Source organism: Gordonia amicalis NBRC 100051 = JCM 11271 (genome assembly GCF_000332995.1).
GTDB classification, from domain to species: domain Bacteria; phylum Actinomycetota; class Actinomycetes; order Mycobacteriales; family Mycobacteriaceae; genus Gordonia; species Gordonia amicalis.
Genome location: NZ_BANS01000039.1, coordinates 14,957 through 31,468 on the forward strand (window position 1 = coordinate 14,957; position 16,512 = coordinate 31,468).

Consider the following 16,512-nt stretch of genomic DNA (forward strand, 5'->3'; position numbering starts at 1 on the left):
CGACTATCAGTCAACCTTGCACGGGGCGCTCCCGGGCGTCGTCTGGTGGACCGACGGGCTCAGCCGAGCTCCGCTGCCACCACACCCCGGCGGATCGCCCGGACCGCGGACCGCGCGGTCCCACCGAGACGAGTGTCTGTTCCGACGCAGAGCCGGATCTGTTCGAGAAGGTCGATGACCTGGCGGTTCCACCGGACGAAGTCGCCCGGCGAGAGCAGTTGGCCCCGTTCGCCCGCGAGGAGAAGGGCTTCGCTGAGCGTGCGGCCCGACGCCCACGTCGCCACCGCGAGCGAGAAACCGGTGTCCGGTTCCCGGGTGGGACTGACGCGGTGACGCGACTCGACCGCAGTCACCTTCGACCAGATGTCGACGGTCGCGGCCATCGCCGTACGCAGCGAGGTGCTACCCGGGAGGGCATCCACACCGCCGTAGCTGTCGCGGCGGCTCTCGTAGACCAGGGCCGCGACGACCGCGGCCAGGTCGGCGGGTGACAGGTCATCCCAGACGCCGGCACGGATGCACTCGGTCACCACGAGATCGCTCTCGCTGTAGATGCGGGCCAGCAGTTTGCCCGAGTCGGTCACCCGCATGGTGTGCCCGGTCGATTCGGACGCCTCGCGAACTCGTTCGAGGTACCCGAGCTCGCTGAGGACACCGACGATGTGATCGAAGGTGACGCCGAGTGTCGAGGTGCGTTCGCCGATGCTGCGCTCGGCGTTGACGATGTCGCGGAGCAGACGGTTGCGTTTCTCGGCGAGGCGGAACAGCTCGTCGCCGTTCGGGATCTGGTGCGCGGGATGGGCACGCAGGGCGCGGCGCATCTGGGCCAGTTCGGTGTCGTCGGCGGCGTCGGCGCGTTTCTTCGATCGACCGCGGGGCATCTCGATCCCGGTGGACCGCAACGCCGACGCGAGGTCACGGCGTCCGCGACCCGTCCGGCGGTCGGCGTTCTTCGGCAACCGCATATTGCCGAGGACCTCCGGCGGATTGACGAAGTCACGCAGCCCGATCCGCCCGCACCAGGCATCCTCGGTGACCACCAGCGGCTTGGGATCGGCCGCTTGGGTGGCCGGTTCGACGATCACCGCGAGACCGCGGTGGCGTCCGAGCGGTACGCCGATGACGTGGCCGCGCTTGAGAGCGGCGAGATCGGCGACGATCGTGTCCTCGGTGTCGATCCGCCTGCGGTACTTCAGGTCTCGCTCGCGGCGACGGATGTCCTCGCGAAGCGTGACATAACCGAGGAACCCCGCATACGCCTCGGAGTCGCCTGCCGCGGGCTCGCCGGTGGCGTCCGCTCCGCCCGGTTCCAGCCCTCGTGCCTCCGCGGCGCGGGCCAGCTCGCCGTCGAGTTTGCGCAGTGCACGCTGGGACTCGTGGAGCTTGCGGGCCTGTCCGACCACCGATCGGTCGGCCTGGAACTGCGCGAACGAGCGGTGCAGGAGTTCGCGGGCACCGTCGAGACCGAGACGGCCGAGCAGGTTGACCGCCATGTTGTACTCGGGCGAGAACGAGCTGCGCAGCGGGAAGGTGCGGGCACCCGCGAGGCCGGCGACCTCCTCGGGGACGACTTCGGGTGTCCACACCACGACGGCGTGACCCTCGATGTCGATCCCGCGGCGTCCGGCGCGGCCGGTCAGCTGGGTGAACTCGCCGGGGGTGAGGTCGACATGCGACTCACCGTTGTATTTGACGAGCCGCTCGAGGACAACGGACCGGGCCGGCATGTTGATCCCGAGCGCCAGTGTCTCCGTGGCGAACACCATGCGCACGAGTCCCCGGACGAAGAGTTCTTCGACCGCGTGCCGGAAGGTCGGGAGCATTCCGGCGTGGTGCGATGCGAGGCCGCGGCGGAGACCCTCACGCCACTCCTGGACACCCAGCACGTCGGCATCGCTCGGTGAGAGTTCGGTGAGGCGCCGGTCGACGACGGCGTCGACCTCGGCGACCTCCTCGGGTGTCAGCAGCGCGATTCCCGACCGCAAACACTGCGCCAGAGCGGCATCGCAGCCCGCCCGGGAGAAGATGAACCCGATCGCGGGCAGCAGCCCCTCACGGTCGAGGCGGGCGACGAGGTTGGGCCGTGAGAGCAGCGGACCTCGTCCGTCACGGCGGCGTGAGACTTCCCCGCCGCCTCGGCGACCTCGGCCCCGGGACGATTCCCGTTCGTCGTCGGCGAGCAGGATGCGATGGCGGATGTGCCGTTTGAGTTCCGGGTTCACCCGCGGACGCGATCCCTTGCGATGCGCCGGATCGCGGTCGGCCGGGTCGAAGAGGTCGAACATCCGCTGTCCGACCAGCATGTGCTGCGACAGCGGGACCGGCCGGTGCTCGTCGACGATGACGGAGGTGTCGCCGCGGACCGTCTGGATCCAGTCGCCGAACTCCTCGGCGTTGCTGACGGTCGCGGACAGGCTCACCACGCGCACGGACGGTTCGAGGTGCAGGATCACCTCTTCCCAGACCGCACCGCGGAAGCGGTCGGCGAGGAAGTGCACCTCGTCCATCACCACATGCGAGAGGCCGTCGAGGGCGCGGGATTCGGCGTAGATCATGTTCCGCACGACCTCGGTCGTCATCACGACGATCGGCGCGTCGGGGTTGATGGAACTGTCACCGGTGAGCAGACCGACCGACTCGTGCCCGTGCACCGCGGCGAGGTCGGCGTATTTCTGATTGCTCAGCGCCTTGATCGGGGTGGTGTAGAAGCACTTGGTGCCCCCGGCGAGCGCGAGATGGACCGCAAATTCGCCGACGATCGTCTTGCCCGCGCCGGTCGGCGCACAGACGAGAACACCGTGCCCGGCTTCGAGAGCCTCGCAGGCCCGCCGTTGGAAGGGGTCGAGTCCGAATTCCAGCCGCGACGTGAACGCGTCGAGTTGACTCACAGGACGTCGTCGAATGTCTCGTGTGCCCGTGTCGACGTGCGAGTGGCGTTCGGGTTTCCGGCGGCCGAGGTCGCGACCGGCGACGGCGGCGAGACCGGGCGGGTCGGCGGCAGGGGGCTCGCCTCGTCGTCGGAGAGTCCGGCCCAGCTCGGCGCCCGCTTGCCACGACGCCGGTCGACGATGCGGGCGAACTGGATCGCGAACTCCATCAACACCGTCAGCGCCACTGCCAGCGCGAGCATGGTGAACGGATCCTGGCCCGGCGTCACCACCGCCGCGAAGACGAAGACGGCGAAGATCAGTCCGCGGCGCCACTGCTTCAGCCGGGCGTAGGTGAGGACTCCCACGCCGTTGAGCGCCACGATCAGCAACGGCAACTCGAAGCTGACACCGAAGATGACGAGCACATTGATCATGAAGCCGAAGTACTGATCACCTGCCAGTGCGGTGACCTGGACCTCGTTGCCGACCGTCAGCAGGAAGTGGAACGCCTTGGCGACCACCACATAGGCCAGCACGGCGCCGGCGACGAAGAGAGTCGTCGCCAGGGTGACGAAAACGAGTCCGTAGCGGCGTTCGTTGTCGTGGAGACCCGGCGTGATGAACTGCCAGACCTGGTAGATCCACACGGGGCAGGCAAGGACGACACCGGCGGTGAGCGCGACCTTGAGCCGAAGCATGAACTGATCGAACGGACCGGTCGCGAGGAGCCTGCACGAGTCATCGGCGGTCAGGGTCGCTCGCGACGAGGGCGGCAGGTCACAGTAGGGCCCGCGCAGTATGTCGCCGAGCGACGGAACACCCAGGAAGCCGTGGCTGTACCAGATGAAGCCGACGATGGTGGTGGCCACGATCGCCAGCAGCGAGATGACCACACGCGTACGCAACTCATAGAGGTGCTCGACCAACGACATCGTGCCGTCGGGATTGAGTTTGCGTTTGCGTTTGCGGGGGTCGAAGGGAATGCGCACTCGGATGCTCCGACGCGCCCCTAAGCCGATTTCTTGACGTCGGAGTTCGACGGCGTGCCCGGCTGAGTCGTGTCGGCCGGCGGCAGCTCACGCTGCGCAGCGTCGGGGTTAGCCGTCGTATCGGTCGGCTTGTCGTCCTTCTGCATCTCCTTGACCTCGCTCTTGAAGATGCGCAACGACTGTCCGAGACCTCGGGCGGCGTCCGGCAGCTTCTTCGAGCCGAACAGGATCAGCAGCACGACGGCGACGATCGCCCAGTGCCACCACGAAGTGAAGCCCATGAGATCACCCTTCAGATCGGATCCAGACCGATCCCAATGCTACCCGAGTTGCCCGCGCGGGGTGGACCGCCGGTCAGCGGTAGCGTTCGCGAGCGCTCGCCGCCGATTCGACGACCGCCGCCGCGACCCCGGGATCGTCGACGACGCGGACCGCTCCGCCGAACCCGAGCAGTAGGCGGGTGAGCCATTCCGGCGAACCGTAGACCATGCGGGCCCGGACCGGTGCCTGTGGATCGCGGTCGGAGATCGAGGTGACCGGCTCGACCGGGTAGTAGTCGAGGATCCACAGGTGATCGGGGTCGATGTCGAGTTCGACCGCGGGTAGATCCGGGTTCTCCGGGACCAGTACCGACTGCGACGACGACTCGGCCTCGGCCGGCGGGTTGCTCGGTTCGTCGAGTTCGACGGCGGTGTCGATGCGGTCGAAGCGGAACAGCCGCACGCCTTCGGCCATCCGGCACCACGCCTCGAGGTAGGTGTGCTGATCCATCACCTGCAGGCGGATCGGGTCGACGACGCGTTCGGTGACGCTGTCCCGGCTCGCCGAGTAGTAGTTCAGCCGGAGCGCCCGTGCCCGCCGCACGGCTTCGCGGACGGTCGTGAAGGTCGGGTTCTCCCCCGGCGCCGCCTCCGATTCCGGGCCGGCGTCGGACAGGCCGGGCACGGCGGTGGCGCCCACCGCCTCCTCGATCTTGGCGATCGCACGCCGCGCGGCGGCCACGTCGACGACACCGGGCGTCTCCACGAGGGCACGCAGTGCCACGAGGAGCGTGCTGGCCTCGACGGTGGTGAGTCGTAGCGGGCGGTCCATACCCGCGGTGAACCCCACGTTGACGAAGCCCTCGCTGAACTCGAGCTCGATCAGGTCGTCGGGGTAATAGCCGGGGAGCCCACACACGAAGAGCAGTTCGAGATCCTTGGTGAGCTGCGTCTGCGTGACGCCGAGTTCACGCGCGGCCTGCTCGATCGAGATGCCGCGTCGAGCCTGGAAATACGGGACCATCGCCAGCAGCCGGTTGAGGCGCGACGGCTGTGCACCGGCCATCAGGCATTCACCCCCGCCAGCCGGTCCAGACCGGCGATGACGAGGTCGCGCAGTTCCGGCGGGTCGAGGACGACCGCGTCCCGACCCACACCCAGCACCATGCGCGCCACCGCGGACAGTGAGTGGATGTCGAGGGTCAACACGTCGCCTGGCTCACCGTCGAGGTCACCGGGCTCCGACGACGTCGCGGCCCGGCGCAGACCCGCGGCACGGCCGGCGGCCACCCAGATACCGGCGGTACGTCCATCGGTGTTCGCCGCGGAGTCGACCGCCGCGGACACGATCTGCTGGAGGTCGGTGCCGACGGGCACCACGACGGCGTCGGCGGGCCCGACCGGGGTCACCGACGAGATCCGCGACAACCGGAAAGTACGGGTGGCGTTGCGATCGAGATCGTGACCGACGACGTACCAGCGACCCCGGTGCGACACCACTCCCCACGGCTCCACGCGACGGGCCGCGGGGGTTGCCGTCGCCGACGATCGGTGGGTGAACTCGACGGCCCGTCTGGCCTGGATCGCGGCCAGCAGTCCGGCGATGACCTGTTCGGAACCCATCGAGCGCGACGAGCCGCCTGCGGTGATGCCGAGGTCGTCCTCGGAGCGAACGTCGAGGCCGGCGGCGCGGAGTTTGAGGATCGCGGTCTGCGACAGCGTGGACACCTCAGGGGTGTCCCAGAGCGCGGCGGCCATGGCGATCGCGGCCGCCTCGTCGGAGTCCAGAGAGATGTCGGGCAGCTCGTAGGTGTCCCGGTCGATGCGGTATCCCTCGGCGCCCGCCGCCATCGGCGAACGGCCGGTGACCAGCGGGATACCGAGGTCGCGCAGTTCGTTCTTGTCGCGCTCGAACATCCGGTTGAACGCCTCGTCGGACTGGTCACCGTCCTGGTAGCCGGCGACATTGCGTCGGATGTACTCGGCGGTGACGTACTGCCGCGTCCACAACAGACAGATCACCAGATTGAGCAGTCGCTCGACTTTGGGAGTGGCCACTGCGTCAGGTTAGATCGTCGCCGATCGGGCCGTGCGGAGGCACGCTCACATGGATGCGATCAGCCGGTCGACCCGCTCGTCGACGCTGCGGAACGGGTCCTTGCACAGCACGGTGCGCTGGGCCTGGTCGTTCAGCTTGAGGTGCACCCAGTCGACGGTGAAGTCGCGGCCGGCCTTCTGCGCCGCCGAGATGAAGTCACCACGCAGCTTGGCGCGGGTCGTCTGCGGCGGCTCGTTGACGGCTGTCTTGATGGCCTCGTCGGTGGTCGCGCGGGCCACGAGTCCCTTGCGCATCAAGACGTCGAACACACCGCGCCCGCGCTTGATGTCGTGAAAGGCGAGGTCGAGCTGGGCGATCTTCGGATCCGACAGCTCCATCGAGTACTTGTCCTGATAGCGCTGGAACAGCTTGCGCTTGATGACCCAGTCGATCTCGGTGTCGACCTTGGCGAAGTCGTCGGCCTCGACCGCGTCGAGCATGCGACCCCACAGGTCGACGACCATGTCCATCTCGGGATCGGGACGACGGTTGGTGAGGTGCTCGACGGCACGTGCGTGATACTCGCGCTGGATGTCCAGAGCGCTGGCCTGGCGTCCGCCCGCGAGACGGACGGGACGCCGGCCGGTGGGGTCGTGGCTGACCTCGCGGATGGCGCGGATCGGATTGTCCAGGGCGAAATCCCGGAACGCCACGCCGGCCTCGATCATCTCGAGCACCAGGGCCGCCGAGCCGACCTTGAGCAGGGTCGTCATCTCGGACATGTTCGAATCGCCGACGATGACGTGCAGGCGCCGGTACTTCTCGGCGTCTGCATGCGGCTCGTCGCGCGTGTTGATGATCGGACGCGACCGGGTCGTCGCCGAGGAGACGCCCTCCCAGATGTGCTCGGCACGCTGGGACAGGCAGAAGGTGGCGGCCTTCGGGGTCTGCAGCACCTTGCCGGCGCCGCAGATGAGCTGACGGGTCACCAGGAACGGCAGGAGCACGTCGGAGATCCGGGAGAACTCCCCCGCCCGCACGACGAGGTAGTTCTCGTGGCAGCCGTAGGAGTTGCCCGCGGAGTCGGTGTTGTTCTTGAACAGGTAGATGTCGCCGCCGATGCCCTCGTCGGCGAGACGCTGCTCGGCGTCGACGAGCAGATCCTCCAGGACGAGTTCGCCGGCGCGGTCGTGGTTGATCAACTGGATGAGGCTGTCGCACTCGGCAGTCGCGTACTCGGGATGCGACCCGACGTCGAGATACAGCCGTGCGCCGTTCTGCAGGAAGACGTTCGAGGAGCGTCCCCACGACACGACCCGGCGGAACAGATACCGGGCCACCTCGTCAGGACTCAGCCGCCGATGACCGTGGAAGGTGCACGTGACACCGAACTCGGTCTCGATGCCCATGATTCGTCGCTGCACTTGATCAACCCTACTCGCGGGACCCGCGGTCGACCGGCCATAACAGCCGGGTCGACCGCGTTTCGTCGCGTTCTAATTCGATCCGTCGGAAGTGTCCCCGCCGGAAGTGGTGTCGTCCGCCGGGGCAGCCTGCGCCGACGCATCGGCGGCGGGGGTCTCGGCCGTCGGCAGGAGTTCCTCGACCGCGGCGGAGGTCAGGCGTTTGAACGCCCGTCGCGGCCGGTTGCGATCGAGAATCGCGACCTCGAGGTCACCGGCGGTCAGCTCCCGCGGCGACGCCGGGGCGCCGTTTCCGGAGTCGGCCGGCGTGGCGAGTGCCCGGACCGCGACCCCGATCGCCTCGGCGAGCGGCATGTCGGGCGCGTAACTCTCCTTGAGAGCCGCCGCGATCGGTTCGGTCGCGCCGCCCATCACCAGGAACCGGGTCTCGTCGGTGATCGACCCGTCGTAGGAGATGCGGTACAGCTGAGACTGTTTCGGCTTGCCCGCCCGGCCGACCTCGGCCACGCACAGCTCGACCTCGAACGGCTTGGGCTGTTCGGTGAAGACGCTGCCCAACGCGTTGGCGTAGGTGTTCGCCAGCGACAGACCGGACACGTCGGCGCGGTCGTAGCTGTAGCCGCGCATGTCGGCGAGCTGGATGCCCGCCTTGCGCAGACTCTCGAACTCGTTGTACTTGCCCACCGCGGCGAAGCCGATGCGGTCGTAGATCTCGCTGGTCTTGCGCAGGGTGTTCGACGGGTTCTCCGCGACGAACAGCACGCCGTCGGCGTAGGTCAGGATCACCACCGAACGGCCCCGTGCGATGCCCTTGCGCGCGAGCTCCGAGCGATCGCGCATGATCTGCTCGGCACTGGCGTAGTACGGGAAGGTCATCGGGCACCTCCCTCGTGCTCGGCGGTCCGGCGTTCGACGACGGCCCGCGCCGCATTCTCGATCTCGGTCGCGTCCACCTCCCGCGCGCCCTCGGCGTCGACGACGGCGGCCATCGGGAAGATCTTGCGCACCAGGTCGGGTCCGCCGGTCGCCGAATCGTCGTCGGCGGCGTCGTAGAGCGACTCGACCGCGATCGCGAGCGCCTCGCCGGCGGTCAGATCGGAGCGGTAGAGCTTCTTCAGCGAGGACTTCGCGAACACCGATCCGGAACCGATGGCGGTGTAGCCGCCGAACTCCTCGTGCCGGTCACCTGCGACGTCGAAGCTGAAGATCCGGCCACGCTCGGTCGGATCCTCGTGGTCGATGTCGTAGCCGACGAGCAGCGGGATGGCGGCGAGACCCTGCAGGGCCGCCCCGAGATTGCCGCGAACCATGGTCGCGAGCCGGCTGACCTTGCCGTCGAGGGTGAGCGGGACGCCTTCGATCTTCTCGTAGTGCTCGAGTTCGACGGCGAAGAGCCGCACCATCTCGATCGCGATACCCGCGGTACCGGCGATGCCGGCCGCCGAGTACTCGTCGGTGATGTAGACCTTCTTGACGTCTCGCGTCGCGATCAGGTTGCCCATCGTGGCGCGACGGTCACCGGCGAGCACCACACCGCCCGGGTACGACACGGCGACGATCGTCGTGCCGTGCGGGATGTCTCCGGCGCCGTCCGCACCGCCCGCGAAGGACCCCACGCGATCAACCTGAGCCTGCGGAAGCTGCTCGGGCGCGTGCATCCGCAGGAATTCGGTGAACGACGAGATGTCGGCACTCAGAGAGGATCTGGGGGCAGCGGAACCCGTACGAAGTTGTGAGAAAGGGGGCAGTGATCCGAACCCGTCGTTCACTGGCCGCCCTTCTGCACGTAAGCACGCACGAAGTCCTCGGCGTTCTCCTCGAGCACGTCATCGATCTCGTCGAGCAGGTCGTCGGTGTCCTCGGCCAGCTTCTCGCGACGTTCCTGTCCGGCACCGGAATCGGGGCCAACGCCCTCATCGTCGCCGCCGCCACCACGCTTGGTCTGTTCCTGCGCCATCTGCTGCCTCCTTGAAACCGATCGCCCCTTGGCGGGCTACCCGCGACCGACCACCATCGGGTCTGAAGACCCTGGGATCTCACCGGCTTCCGCCGGGCGGTGATCCCTGGTGAATCGGCCTCGGAATCGTGTGGTCCCACACTACCCGTGGCGGCGACAACTGGGGCGAAACGAAGCACATGCCACGCGCGTGTCAGGTCGTCAGCTGGTCGACCAATTCGGCGGCGGAGTTGACCGAATCGAGAAGCTTGCCCACGTGGGCCTGCGTCCCGCGGAGCGGCTCGAGGGTCGGGATGCGGACGAGCGAGTCCCCACCGAGGTCGAAGATGACCGAATCCCAGCTGGCCGCGGCGACATCGGCTCCGAAACGACGCAGGCACTCCCCGCGGAAGTAGGCGCGGGTGTTGCGCGGCGGTTCGTGGATGGCGGCGAGCACGTCGTTCTCGTCGACGAGGCGCTTCATCGAGCCGCGCGCGACGAGGCGGTTGTAGAGCCCCTTGTCGAGTCGGACATCGGAGTACTGCAGGTCGATGAGGTGCAGGCGCGGCGCCGACCACGACAGGCCCTCACGCTGGCGGAAGCCCTCCAGGATCCGCAGCTTGGCGGGCCAGTCGAGGATGTCGGCGCACTCCATCGGGTCGCGTTCGAGGCGGTCGAGCACATCCGCCCAGGTCTCGAGGACGTGCTTGGCGCGCTCGTCGTCGGAGTGCTCCTGCTCGTGGAACTTCACGCAGCGTTCCAGGTACTCGCGCTGCAGGGCCAGACCGGTCAGCTCGCGGCCGTCGGCGAGCGCCACCGTGGCGGTCAGGGTCGGGTCGTGACTGATGGTGTGCACGGCCTGGACCGGGCGGGCGAGCTCGATGTCGGAGAAGTCGACGCCCGCCTCGATGAGATCGAGGACCAGCGCGGTGGTCCCGACCTTGAGGTAGGTGGCGGTCTCGGCCAGGTTGGCGTCGCCGATTATGACGTGCAGCCGGCGGTAACGCTCGGGGTCGGCGTGCGGCTCGTCGCGGGTGTTGATGATGCCGCGCTTGAGGGTGGTCTCGAGGCCGACCTCGACCTCGATGTAGTCGGAGCGCTGGGACAGCTGGTAGCCCGACTCGTCGCCGGACTGCCCGATGCCCACGCGGCCGGAGCCGGTGATGACCTGGCGTGAGGCGAAGAACGTGGTCAGTCCGGCGATGACCGCGGTGAACGGCGTCTCGCGGGCCATGAGGTAGTTCTCGTGGGTGCCGTAGGAGGCGCCCTTGCCGTCGATGTTGTTCTTGTAGAGCTGGAGTTTCGGAGCGCCCGGCACGCTCGCCACGTGACGCGCGGCGGCCTCCATGACGCGTTCGCCCGCCTTGTCCCAGATCACGGCGTCGAGCGGGTCGGTCACCTCGGGTGCGGAGTACTCGGGATGGGCGTGGTCGACGTACAGGCGGGCGCCGTTGGTGAGGATCATGTTAGCGGCGCCGATCTCGTCGGCGTCGATGATCGGGGCCGGCCCGGACCCGCGACCGAGGTCGAAGCCGCGGGCGTCGCGGAGCGGGGATTCGACCTCGTAGTCCCAGCGCGTGCGCTTGGCCCGGGGCACCCCGGCCGCCGCCGCATAGGCGAGAACGGCCTGGGTGGAGGTCATGATCGGATTCGCGGTCGGGTCGCCGGGGGCGGAGATTCCGTACTCGACCTCGGTACCGATGATTCGCTGCATGCTTCGAGGGTAGAGGGTGAGGCGGAGACGCCCACAGCGTCCCGCTCGCAGGGCGGGCCCGGTGGCAGTACCGTCGTCGCCGTGAAAGCTTTCCGCCGGTTCACCGTTCGGGTGCCGCTGCCCACCGAACTCGCCGCTCTGGGCCCCCTGTCGCACAACCTGCGCTGGGTGTGGAACCCGCCGACCCAGGAGTTGTTCGCCACGATCGACGCCGAGCGGTGGGAGTCGACCGGCGACCCGCTCCGGGTGCTCGCCGACGTCGACCCGGCCCGGCTCACCGAGCTGGCGGCCGACGAGGACTTCCGCGCGCGGGTGTCGGCGCTCCAGGCGGACCTCGAGGAGTACCTCGACGCGCCGCAATGGTTCGGCGGATACGCGCAAACCCATCCGGTGCCGCCCGGGATCGCGTACTTCTCCATGGAGTTCGGTGTCTCCGAGGTGCTGCCCATCTACTCCGGCGGACTCGGGATCCTCGCGGGTGACCACCTGAAGGCCGCCTCGGATCTCGGCCTCCCCCTGATCGGCGTCGGGCTGTTCTACCGGTCCGGCTACTTTCGTCAGAGCCTCGACCACGAGGGCTGGCAGGTGGAGCGGTATCCGGTCAACGACCCGCGGGATCTGCCGCTCACCCTCCTCACCGACGGGGACGCACCCGTGGTCATCGAGATCGCGATGCCCGGCGGACGCACGCTGTCGGCCCAGGTGTGGGTCGCGAACGTCGGCCGGATCCCGTTGCTGCTCCTCGACTCCGACATCGCCGCCAACACCGACGACCAGCTCCGCGGCGTCACGGATCGGCTCTACGGCGGCGACCAGGAACACCGCATCCTGCAGGAGATCCTGCTCGGCATCGGCGGTGTGCGTGCGCTACGCGCCTACATCCGGACCACCGGCCGGGACGAGCCGACCGTGTTCCACATGAACGAGGGCCACGCCGGATTCCTGGGCACCGAACGCATCCGGGAGTACGTGGCCGCCGGACTCGACTTCGACACCGCCGAGGCCGTCGTCCGGGCATCGAACATCTTCACCACGCACACCCCGGTGCCGGCCGGGATCCTGCCCGCGTCGACGATCACCGAACTCGGCGACGAAGCCGATCCCGGCGTGTTCAACATGGCGCACATGGGCTTTCGGCTCGGCCAGCGCAGCAACGGCGTCTCACAGCTGCATGGCGCGGTGAGCCGGGAGATGTTCGCCGACCTGTGGCCCGGGTTCGACGTCGCGGATGTGCCGATCGGTGCGGTCACCAACGGCGTTCACGGACCCACCTGGGTGTCGCGGGTGTGGCGCGACTTCGCGGCCGGTGACGAGGATTCGGCACCGGAGGTCTATGCCGGACTGCCGTCGGAGACCATCTGGTCCACCCACGAAGCATTGCGGGCCGAGCTCGTCGCCGAGGTGCGGCGTCGGGCGCACGCCAGTGGACGCGAGCGCGGGTTCACCGACGCCGAGCTCACCTGGACCGCCGACCTCTTCGATCCCGGCGTGCTGACCATCGGCTTCGCACGCCGCGCGGCCACCTACAAACGCCTCACGCTGATGCTGCGCGACCCGGATCGCATGCGCCGCATCCTCACCGACCCCGACCGGCCCGTGCAGCTCGTCATCGCGGGTAAGGCGCACCCGGCCGACGACGGCGGCAAGTCGCTCATCCAGGAAGTGGTGCGCTTCGCCGAGGATCCGCAACTGCGCGACCGCATCGTATTCCTGCCCGACTACGACATCTCGATGGCCCGGCACATCTACGCCGGCTGCGACGTGTGGCTCAACAACCCGGTGCGGCCGATGGAGGCATGCGGAACGTCGGGGATGAAGTCGGCGCTCAACGGCGGACTCAACCTGTCCATCCTCGACGGCTGGTGGGACGAGATGGCCGACAACGACAACGGGTGGGCCATCCCGTCGGCCGAAGGCGTCGAGGACGAGAACCGGCGCGACGACCTCGAGGCCGAGGCGCTCTACGCACTTCTCGAGGACACGGTGATCCCGTTGTTCTATCGGCGGGACGAGAACGGGCTGCCGACGCGGTGGGTGGAGATGATGCGTCACACGCTCACTCGTCTGGGACCGCAGGTCCTCGCCTCCCGCATGGTCCGGGACTACACCACCGAGCTGTACTGCCCGGCCGCGACCGCCTACGTCGCGGCCTGTGCCGACGATCATGCGGGTGCACGCGATCTCGCGGAGTACCGCCGTGAGGTGGAAACCGGGTGGGGCTCGGTCGTCGTCGCGGGCGTGGACGAGGAACACGAGGACGGGCAGCTGCGTGTGTCCGCCCATGTCGCGGTCGGCGAGATCGCACCCGAGCACCTTCGGGTCCAGCTGGTGCTCGGCCGGGTGACCGACGACGGTGAGATCGTCGATCCCGCGATCATCGACATGAGTCCGGCGGGCGACCGGGATCCGTCGGGCCGGGTGATCTTCTCTGTTCTGGCCACCCCGCCCGCGTCGGGTCACCTCGGGTACACGGTGCGCGTCCTCCCCCACCACGAACAGCTCTCGCACGACGCCGAGCTGGGTCTCGTGCGTTACCCGGTCGCGGGCGGATAGGAGTTGCGACGTCGTCTCACCAGGGGCCTTCGAGGCTCGTCGACTTCGATACGCTCCTTCGTCGCTACTCAGCCCGGCGGCTTGCGCTCCTCGCACCTCAGGCAGCAGTGGGGTCGTCGCTTGCGCGCCTCGCACCTCAGGCAGCAGAGGGATCGTGCGTCAGCGCTTCTTCAGCCGCAACCGCGAGTAGGTGAACGCCAGCAGCAGGATGCTGATGAAGGCGAGCACGGCGTAGGCGATCGCGCTGTGGGCGATCGACGTCTCCCACAGCGTGATCCGCTGGGGTGCGGCGACGTTGATGTTGTAGAGGTCGACGCTGCCGGCAGCGGTGACGTACCCCCAGAACGACGGGAAGATCCACGAGAGCTGCTGCAGGCCGGCCCCGTCCAACTTGAACAGACCGCCACAGAAGACCAGCTGCACCATCACCACGATGACCAGTGGCGGCATCACCTGCTCGTTGGACTTGACCGCCGAGGAGATCGCGAGTCCGACAAGTGTGCTCACACAAGCCAATACGGCGATCGCGACCAGCAGGGCCAGCGGCGCCGGCAGGATCGGGCCGCCGAGATCGGGTAGCCCGCGACCGGCGAACGTGATGCCGACCATGATGATCGTCTGCAGGATCGCGGCGATGAAGAAGACGACGATCTTCGCGAACAGGTATGCGCCGGGACGCAATCCGACCGCTCTCTCCCGTTCGAAGATGTCGCGTTCACCGACGAGGTCGCGCACCGTCAGGGCCGCACCCATGAATGCCGCACCGACGACGAGGACGACCAGTATCTGAATGGCCTCGGCGCCGTCCTTGGGCGGCGGCGCGTTGGGTATGACCTCGAGTCGGGCGAACCCGCTCGACCCCGGGATGACCAGCGTCAGCAGACCGAGGACCACCGGGAGCAGCACGAGGAACACCAGGTAGCCGATGTCGGCGAAGATCAGCCGCACCTGGCGTCGGGCGATGGTCGACGCCTGTCTGGTGAAGCTGGTGTGCGGCACCGGTATCGGCGGTCCGGGAGGACGTTGCGGCGGTGGTGGATTCGGCGCGCGCCGATGCCGTTCGAGGTAGCGCGTGTGCGCGGCGTCCGGCTGGTCGGCGACGTAGGCGAAGATCTCCGCCCAGTCGGAGGTGCCCATCTCCTGCTCGACCTGGGCGGGCGCACCGCAGAACGACGTCTTGCCGCCCGGGGCGAGCAGCAGCACCTGGTCGCACATCGAGAGGTACGTGAGCGAGTGGGTGACCACGAGGACGACGCGGCCGGCGTCGGCGAGGCGTCGCAGGGTCGCCATCACCTGTCGGTCGAGGGCCGGGTCGAGGCCCGAGGTCGGCTCGTCGAGGATCAGCAACGACGGGCCCGTGAGCAGCTCCATCGCCACCGATGCACGCTTCTGCTGTCCGCCGGACAGCTTCTCCACCCGGGTGTCGACGTGTTCGGTCAGCTGGAGTTCGTGCAGGACGCCGTCGATGACCCGGTCTCGGTCGTCCTTCGACAGGTCGGGTGGCAGTCGCAGCTCGGCCGCGTAGCGCAGCGCCTGCCGGAGGGTGAGCTTGTGGTGGAGGACGTCTTTCTGCGGGACCATGCCGATACGGGTACGGAGCGCGTCGTATTCGGCGTGGACATTGCGGCTCTCGAAGGTGACGAGGCCACTCGTCGGCGAGTTCAGGCCGGCGGCGATCTTCGACACGGTCGACTTGCCGGCGCCGGACGGGCCGATCACGGCGGTGAGCGTACCGGGGCTGGCGCTGAAATCGACGTCGGCCAGGAGTCGCTTGCCACCGTCGACGACGAGGCTGACACCGTGCACGTGGAGACCGTCGGCGACCGCGGCGCTCTCCTGGCCGCGCATGAGGGTGCCGCCGGACACCACGAAGTCGCTGTTGCCGATCGTCACCACGTCGCCGTCGGACAGCGGCGCGGTGCTCACTCGCCGGCCGTTGACGAAGGTGCCGTTGACGCTGCCGAGGTCCTCGATGACCAGGACCCCGCCGCGGCTGGACACCTGGGCGTGGTGACGCGAGGCGAGGACGTCGCTGACGACGATGTCGTTGTCCGGGGTGCGACCGATCCGCTGTACACCGCGCAGTGAGATCGATTCGCGCTCGGGTGGAGTGGGCGCGCCCGGCAGCCGGTAGACCGCGGACACGTTCTGCTGCAAGGCCTGCAGATGCGGGGCGTTGCGCAGCTCGGCGGGCATCGGCTCCGGCGCGCCCCGTCGGGACGGGCCGCTCGGCGGTCGCGACGGAACGCGGCCCGAGGACGGCATGTTCGGTCCCGGATGGCTGGGAGCCGCGAAGCCCGCCGACAGCGGACCCGGAGGGGAGGCGCCGGACCGGCCGGGCGACGGCATCGGGCCGCTGGGCGGCGGCGGGTACGCGGCCGGGTCGATCACCAGGTCGACGACCGGACCGGTGCTCACGTCCCCGAGCCGGACCTGCGTCGGTCCGGCGACCATGAGCTCCGCCATACGCCGGCCACCGGCGAAAAAGCCGTTGGTGCTACCGATGTCGACGAGGTACCAGGCAGCTCCGCGCCATTCGATGGCGAGATGCCGACGCGACACCATCGGATGGTTGATCACGATGTCGTTGTCGGGTTCGCGGCCCAGGGTGATACGTGGGGACTCGCCCAACGGATGCGGCGCCCCACCGTCGACGATCACCCGCCCGCGCGCCATCGATGTACTGTTCATCGCCGCCAACTTTAGTGCTTGACGACGGTTTTCACGC

Annotated in this window: 12 protein-coding genes; 1 reads left to right on the forward strand and 11 read right to left on the reverse strand. The window is 68.4% G+C overall.

Going from position 1 to position 16,512, the window contains the following annotated elements:
* Window positions 1–59: 59 nt before the first annotated feature.
* From GOAMI_RS17660 to dop, 10 genes are all read right to left on the reverse strand, one after another.
* A complete protein-coding gene (locus tag GOAMI_RS17660; RefSeq protein ID WP_006437942.1) occupies window positions 60–2,888 on the reverse strand; it encodes a DEAD/DEAH box helicase in 2,829 nt (942 codons plus the stop codon).
* A complete protein-coding gene (gene tatC / locus GOAMI_RS17665) occupies window positions 2,885–3,859 on the reverse strand; it encodes a twin-arginine translocase subunit TatC (RefSeq protein WP_006437943.1) in 975 nt (324 codons plus the stop codon). The genes GOAMI_RS17660 and tatC overlap by 4 nt, the downstream gene beginning before the upstream one ends.
* 20 nt (window positions 3,860–3,879) lie before the next feature.
* Window positions 3,880–4,140 carry a Sec-independent protein translocase subunit TatA gene (tatA, locus tag GOAMI_RS17670; protein WP_006437944.1) on the reverse strand — a complete coding sequence of 87 codons (261 nt, stop codon included), beginning with the start codon at window positions 4,138–4,140 and terminating at the stop codon, window positions 3,880–3,882.
* Window positions 4,141–4,213: 73 nt separating this feature from the next.
* A complete protein-coding gene (locus GOAMI_RS17675) occupies window positions 4,214–5,185 on the reverse strand; it encodes a helix-turn-helix transcriptional regulator (RefSeq protein ID WP_006437945.1) in 972 nt (323 codons plus the stop codon).
* Window positions 5,185–6,177, reverse strand: a complete 993-nt coding sequence (locus tag GOAMI_RS17680; protein WP_006437946.1) for a helix-turn-helix transcriptional regulator — start codon at window positions 6,175–6,177, stop codon at window positions 5,185–5,187. Before GOAMI_RS17680 ends, GOAMI_RS17675 begins: the two co-directional genes overlap by 1 nt.
* Window positions 6,178–6,222: 45 nt before the next feature.
* On the reverse strand, window positions 6,223–7,581 hold the full coding sequence (pafA, locus tag GOAMI_RS17685) for a Pup--protein ligase (RefSeq protein WP_005200010.1): 1,359 nt from the start codon (window positions 7,579–7,581) through the stop codon (window positions 6,223–6,225).
* A gap of 72 nt (window positions 7,582–7,653) precedes the next feature.
* Complete coding sequence (gene prcA / locus GOAMI_RS17690; protein ID WP_006437947.1) at window positions 7,654–8,457, reverse strand: proteasome subunit alpha; 804 nt, start codon at window positions 8,455–8,457, stop codon at window positions 7,654–7,656.
* The gene (gene prcB, locus GOAMI_RS17695; protein WP_006437948.1) at window positions 8,454–9,350 is read right to left on the reverse strand and encodes a proteasome subunit beta; all 897 of its coding nucleotides are present in this window, start codon (window positions 9,348–9,350) and stop codon (window positions 8,454–8,456) included. The genes prcA and prcB overlap by 4 nt, the downstream gene beginning before the upstream one ends.
* Window positions 9,347–9,538 (reverse strand): ubiquitin-like protein Pup, encoded by a 192-nt coding sequence (locus GOAMI_RS17700; RefSeq protein ID WP_004019064.1) that lies wholly within the window; start codon window positions 9,536–9,538, stop codon window positions 9,347–9,349. Before GOAMI_RS17700 ends, prcB begins: the two co-directional genes overlap by 4 nt.
* Before the next feature lie 193 nt (window positions 9,539–9,731).
* Window positions 9,732–11,231: a depupylase/deamidase Dop gene (dop, locus tag GOAMI_RS17705; RefSeq protein WP_006437949.1), complete on the reverse strand. Its 1,500-nt coding sequence runs from the start codon at window positions 11,229–11,231 to the stop codon at window positions 9,732–9,734.
* A gap of 81 nt (window positions 11,232–11,312) precedes the next feature.
* Here dop and glgP point away from each other — a divergent pair, with 81 nt between their 5' ends.
* Complete coding sequence (gene glgP / locus GOAMI_RS17710) at window positions 11,313–13,784, forward strand: alpha-glucan family phosphorylase (protein WP_006437950.1); 2,472 nt, start codon at window positions 11,313–11,315, stop codon at window positions 13,782–13,784.
* A 159-nt stretch (window positions 13,785–13,943) separates the two neighbouring features.
* Here glgP and GOAMI_RS17715 read toward each other — a convergent pair whose 3' ends face one another.
* Window positions 13,944–16,460: an FHA domain-containing protein gene (locus tag GOAMI_RS17715; protein ID WP_006437951.1), complete on the reverse strand. Its 2,517-nt coding sequence runs from the start codon at window positions 16,458–16,460 to the stop codon at window positions 13,944–13,946.
* Window positions 16,461–16,512: the final 52 nt, after the last annotated feature.

Bases quoted from the DNA above. Each gene is read 5' to 3' on its own strand.
- tatA (WP_006437944.1), bottom strand. From the start codon at position 4,140: ATGGGCTTCACTTCGTGGTGGCACTGGGCGATCGTCGCCGTCGTGCTG.
- GOAMI_RS17675 (WP_006437945.1), bottom strand. From the start codon at position 5,185: ATGGCCGGTGCACAGCCGTCGCGCCTCAACCGGCTGCTGGCGATGGTC.
- prcA (WP_006437947.1), bottom strand. From the start codon at position 8,457: ATGACCTTCCCGTACTACGCCAGTGCCGAGCAGATCATGCGCGATCGC.
- GOAMI_RS17700 (WP_004019064.1), bottom strand. From the start codon at position 9,538: ATGGCGCAGGAACAGACCAAGCGTGGTGGCGGCGGCGACGATGAGGGC.
- dop (WP_006437949.1), bottom strand. From the start codon at position 11,231: ATGCAGCGAATCATCGGTACCGAGGTCGAGTACGGAATCTCCGCCCCC.
- GOAMI_RS17715 (WP_006437951.1), bottom strand. From the start codon at position 16,460: ATGGCGCGCGGGCGGGTGATCGTCGACGGTGGGGCGCCGCATCCGTTG.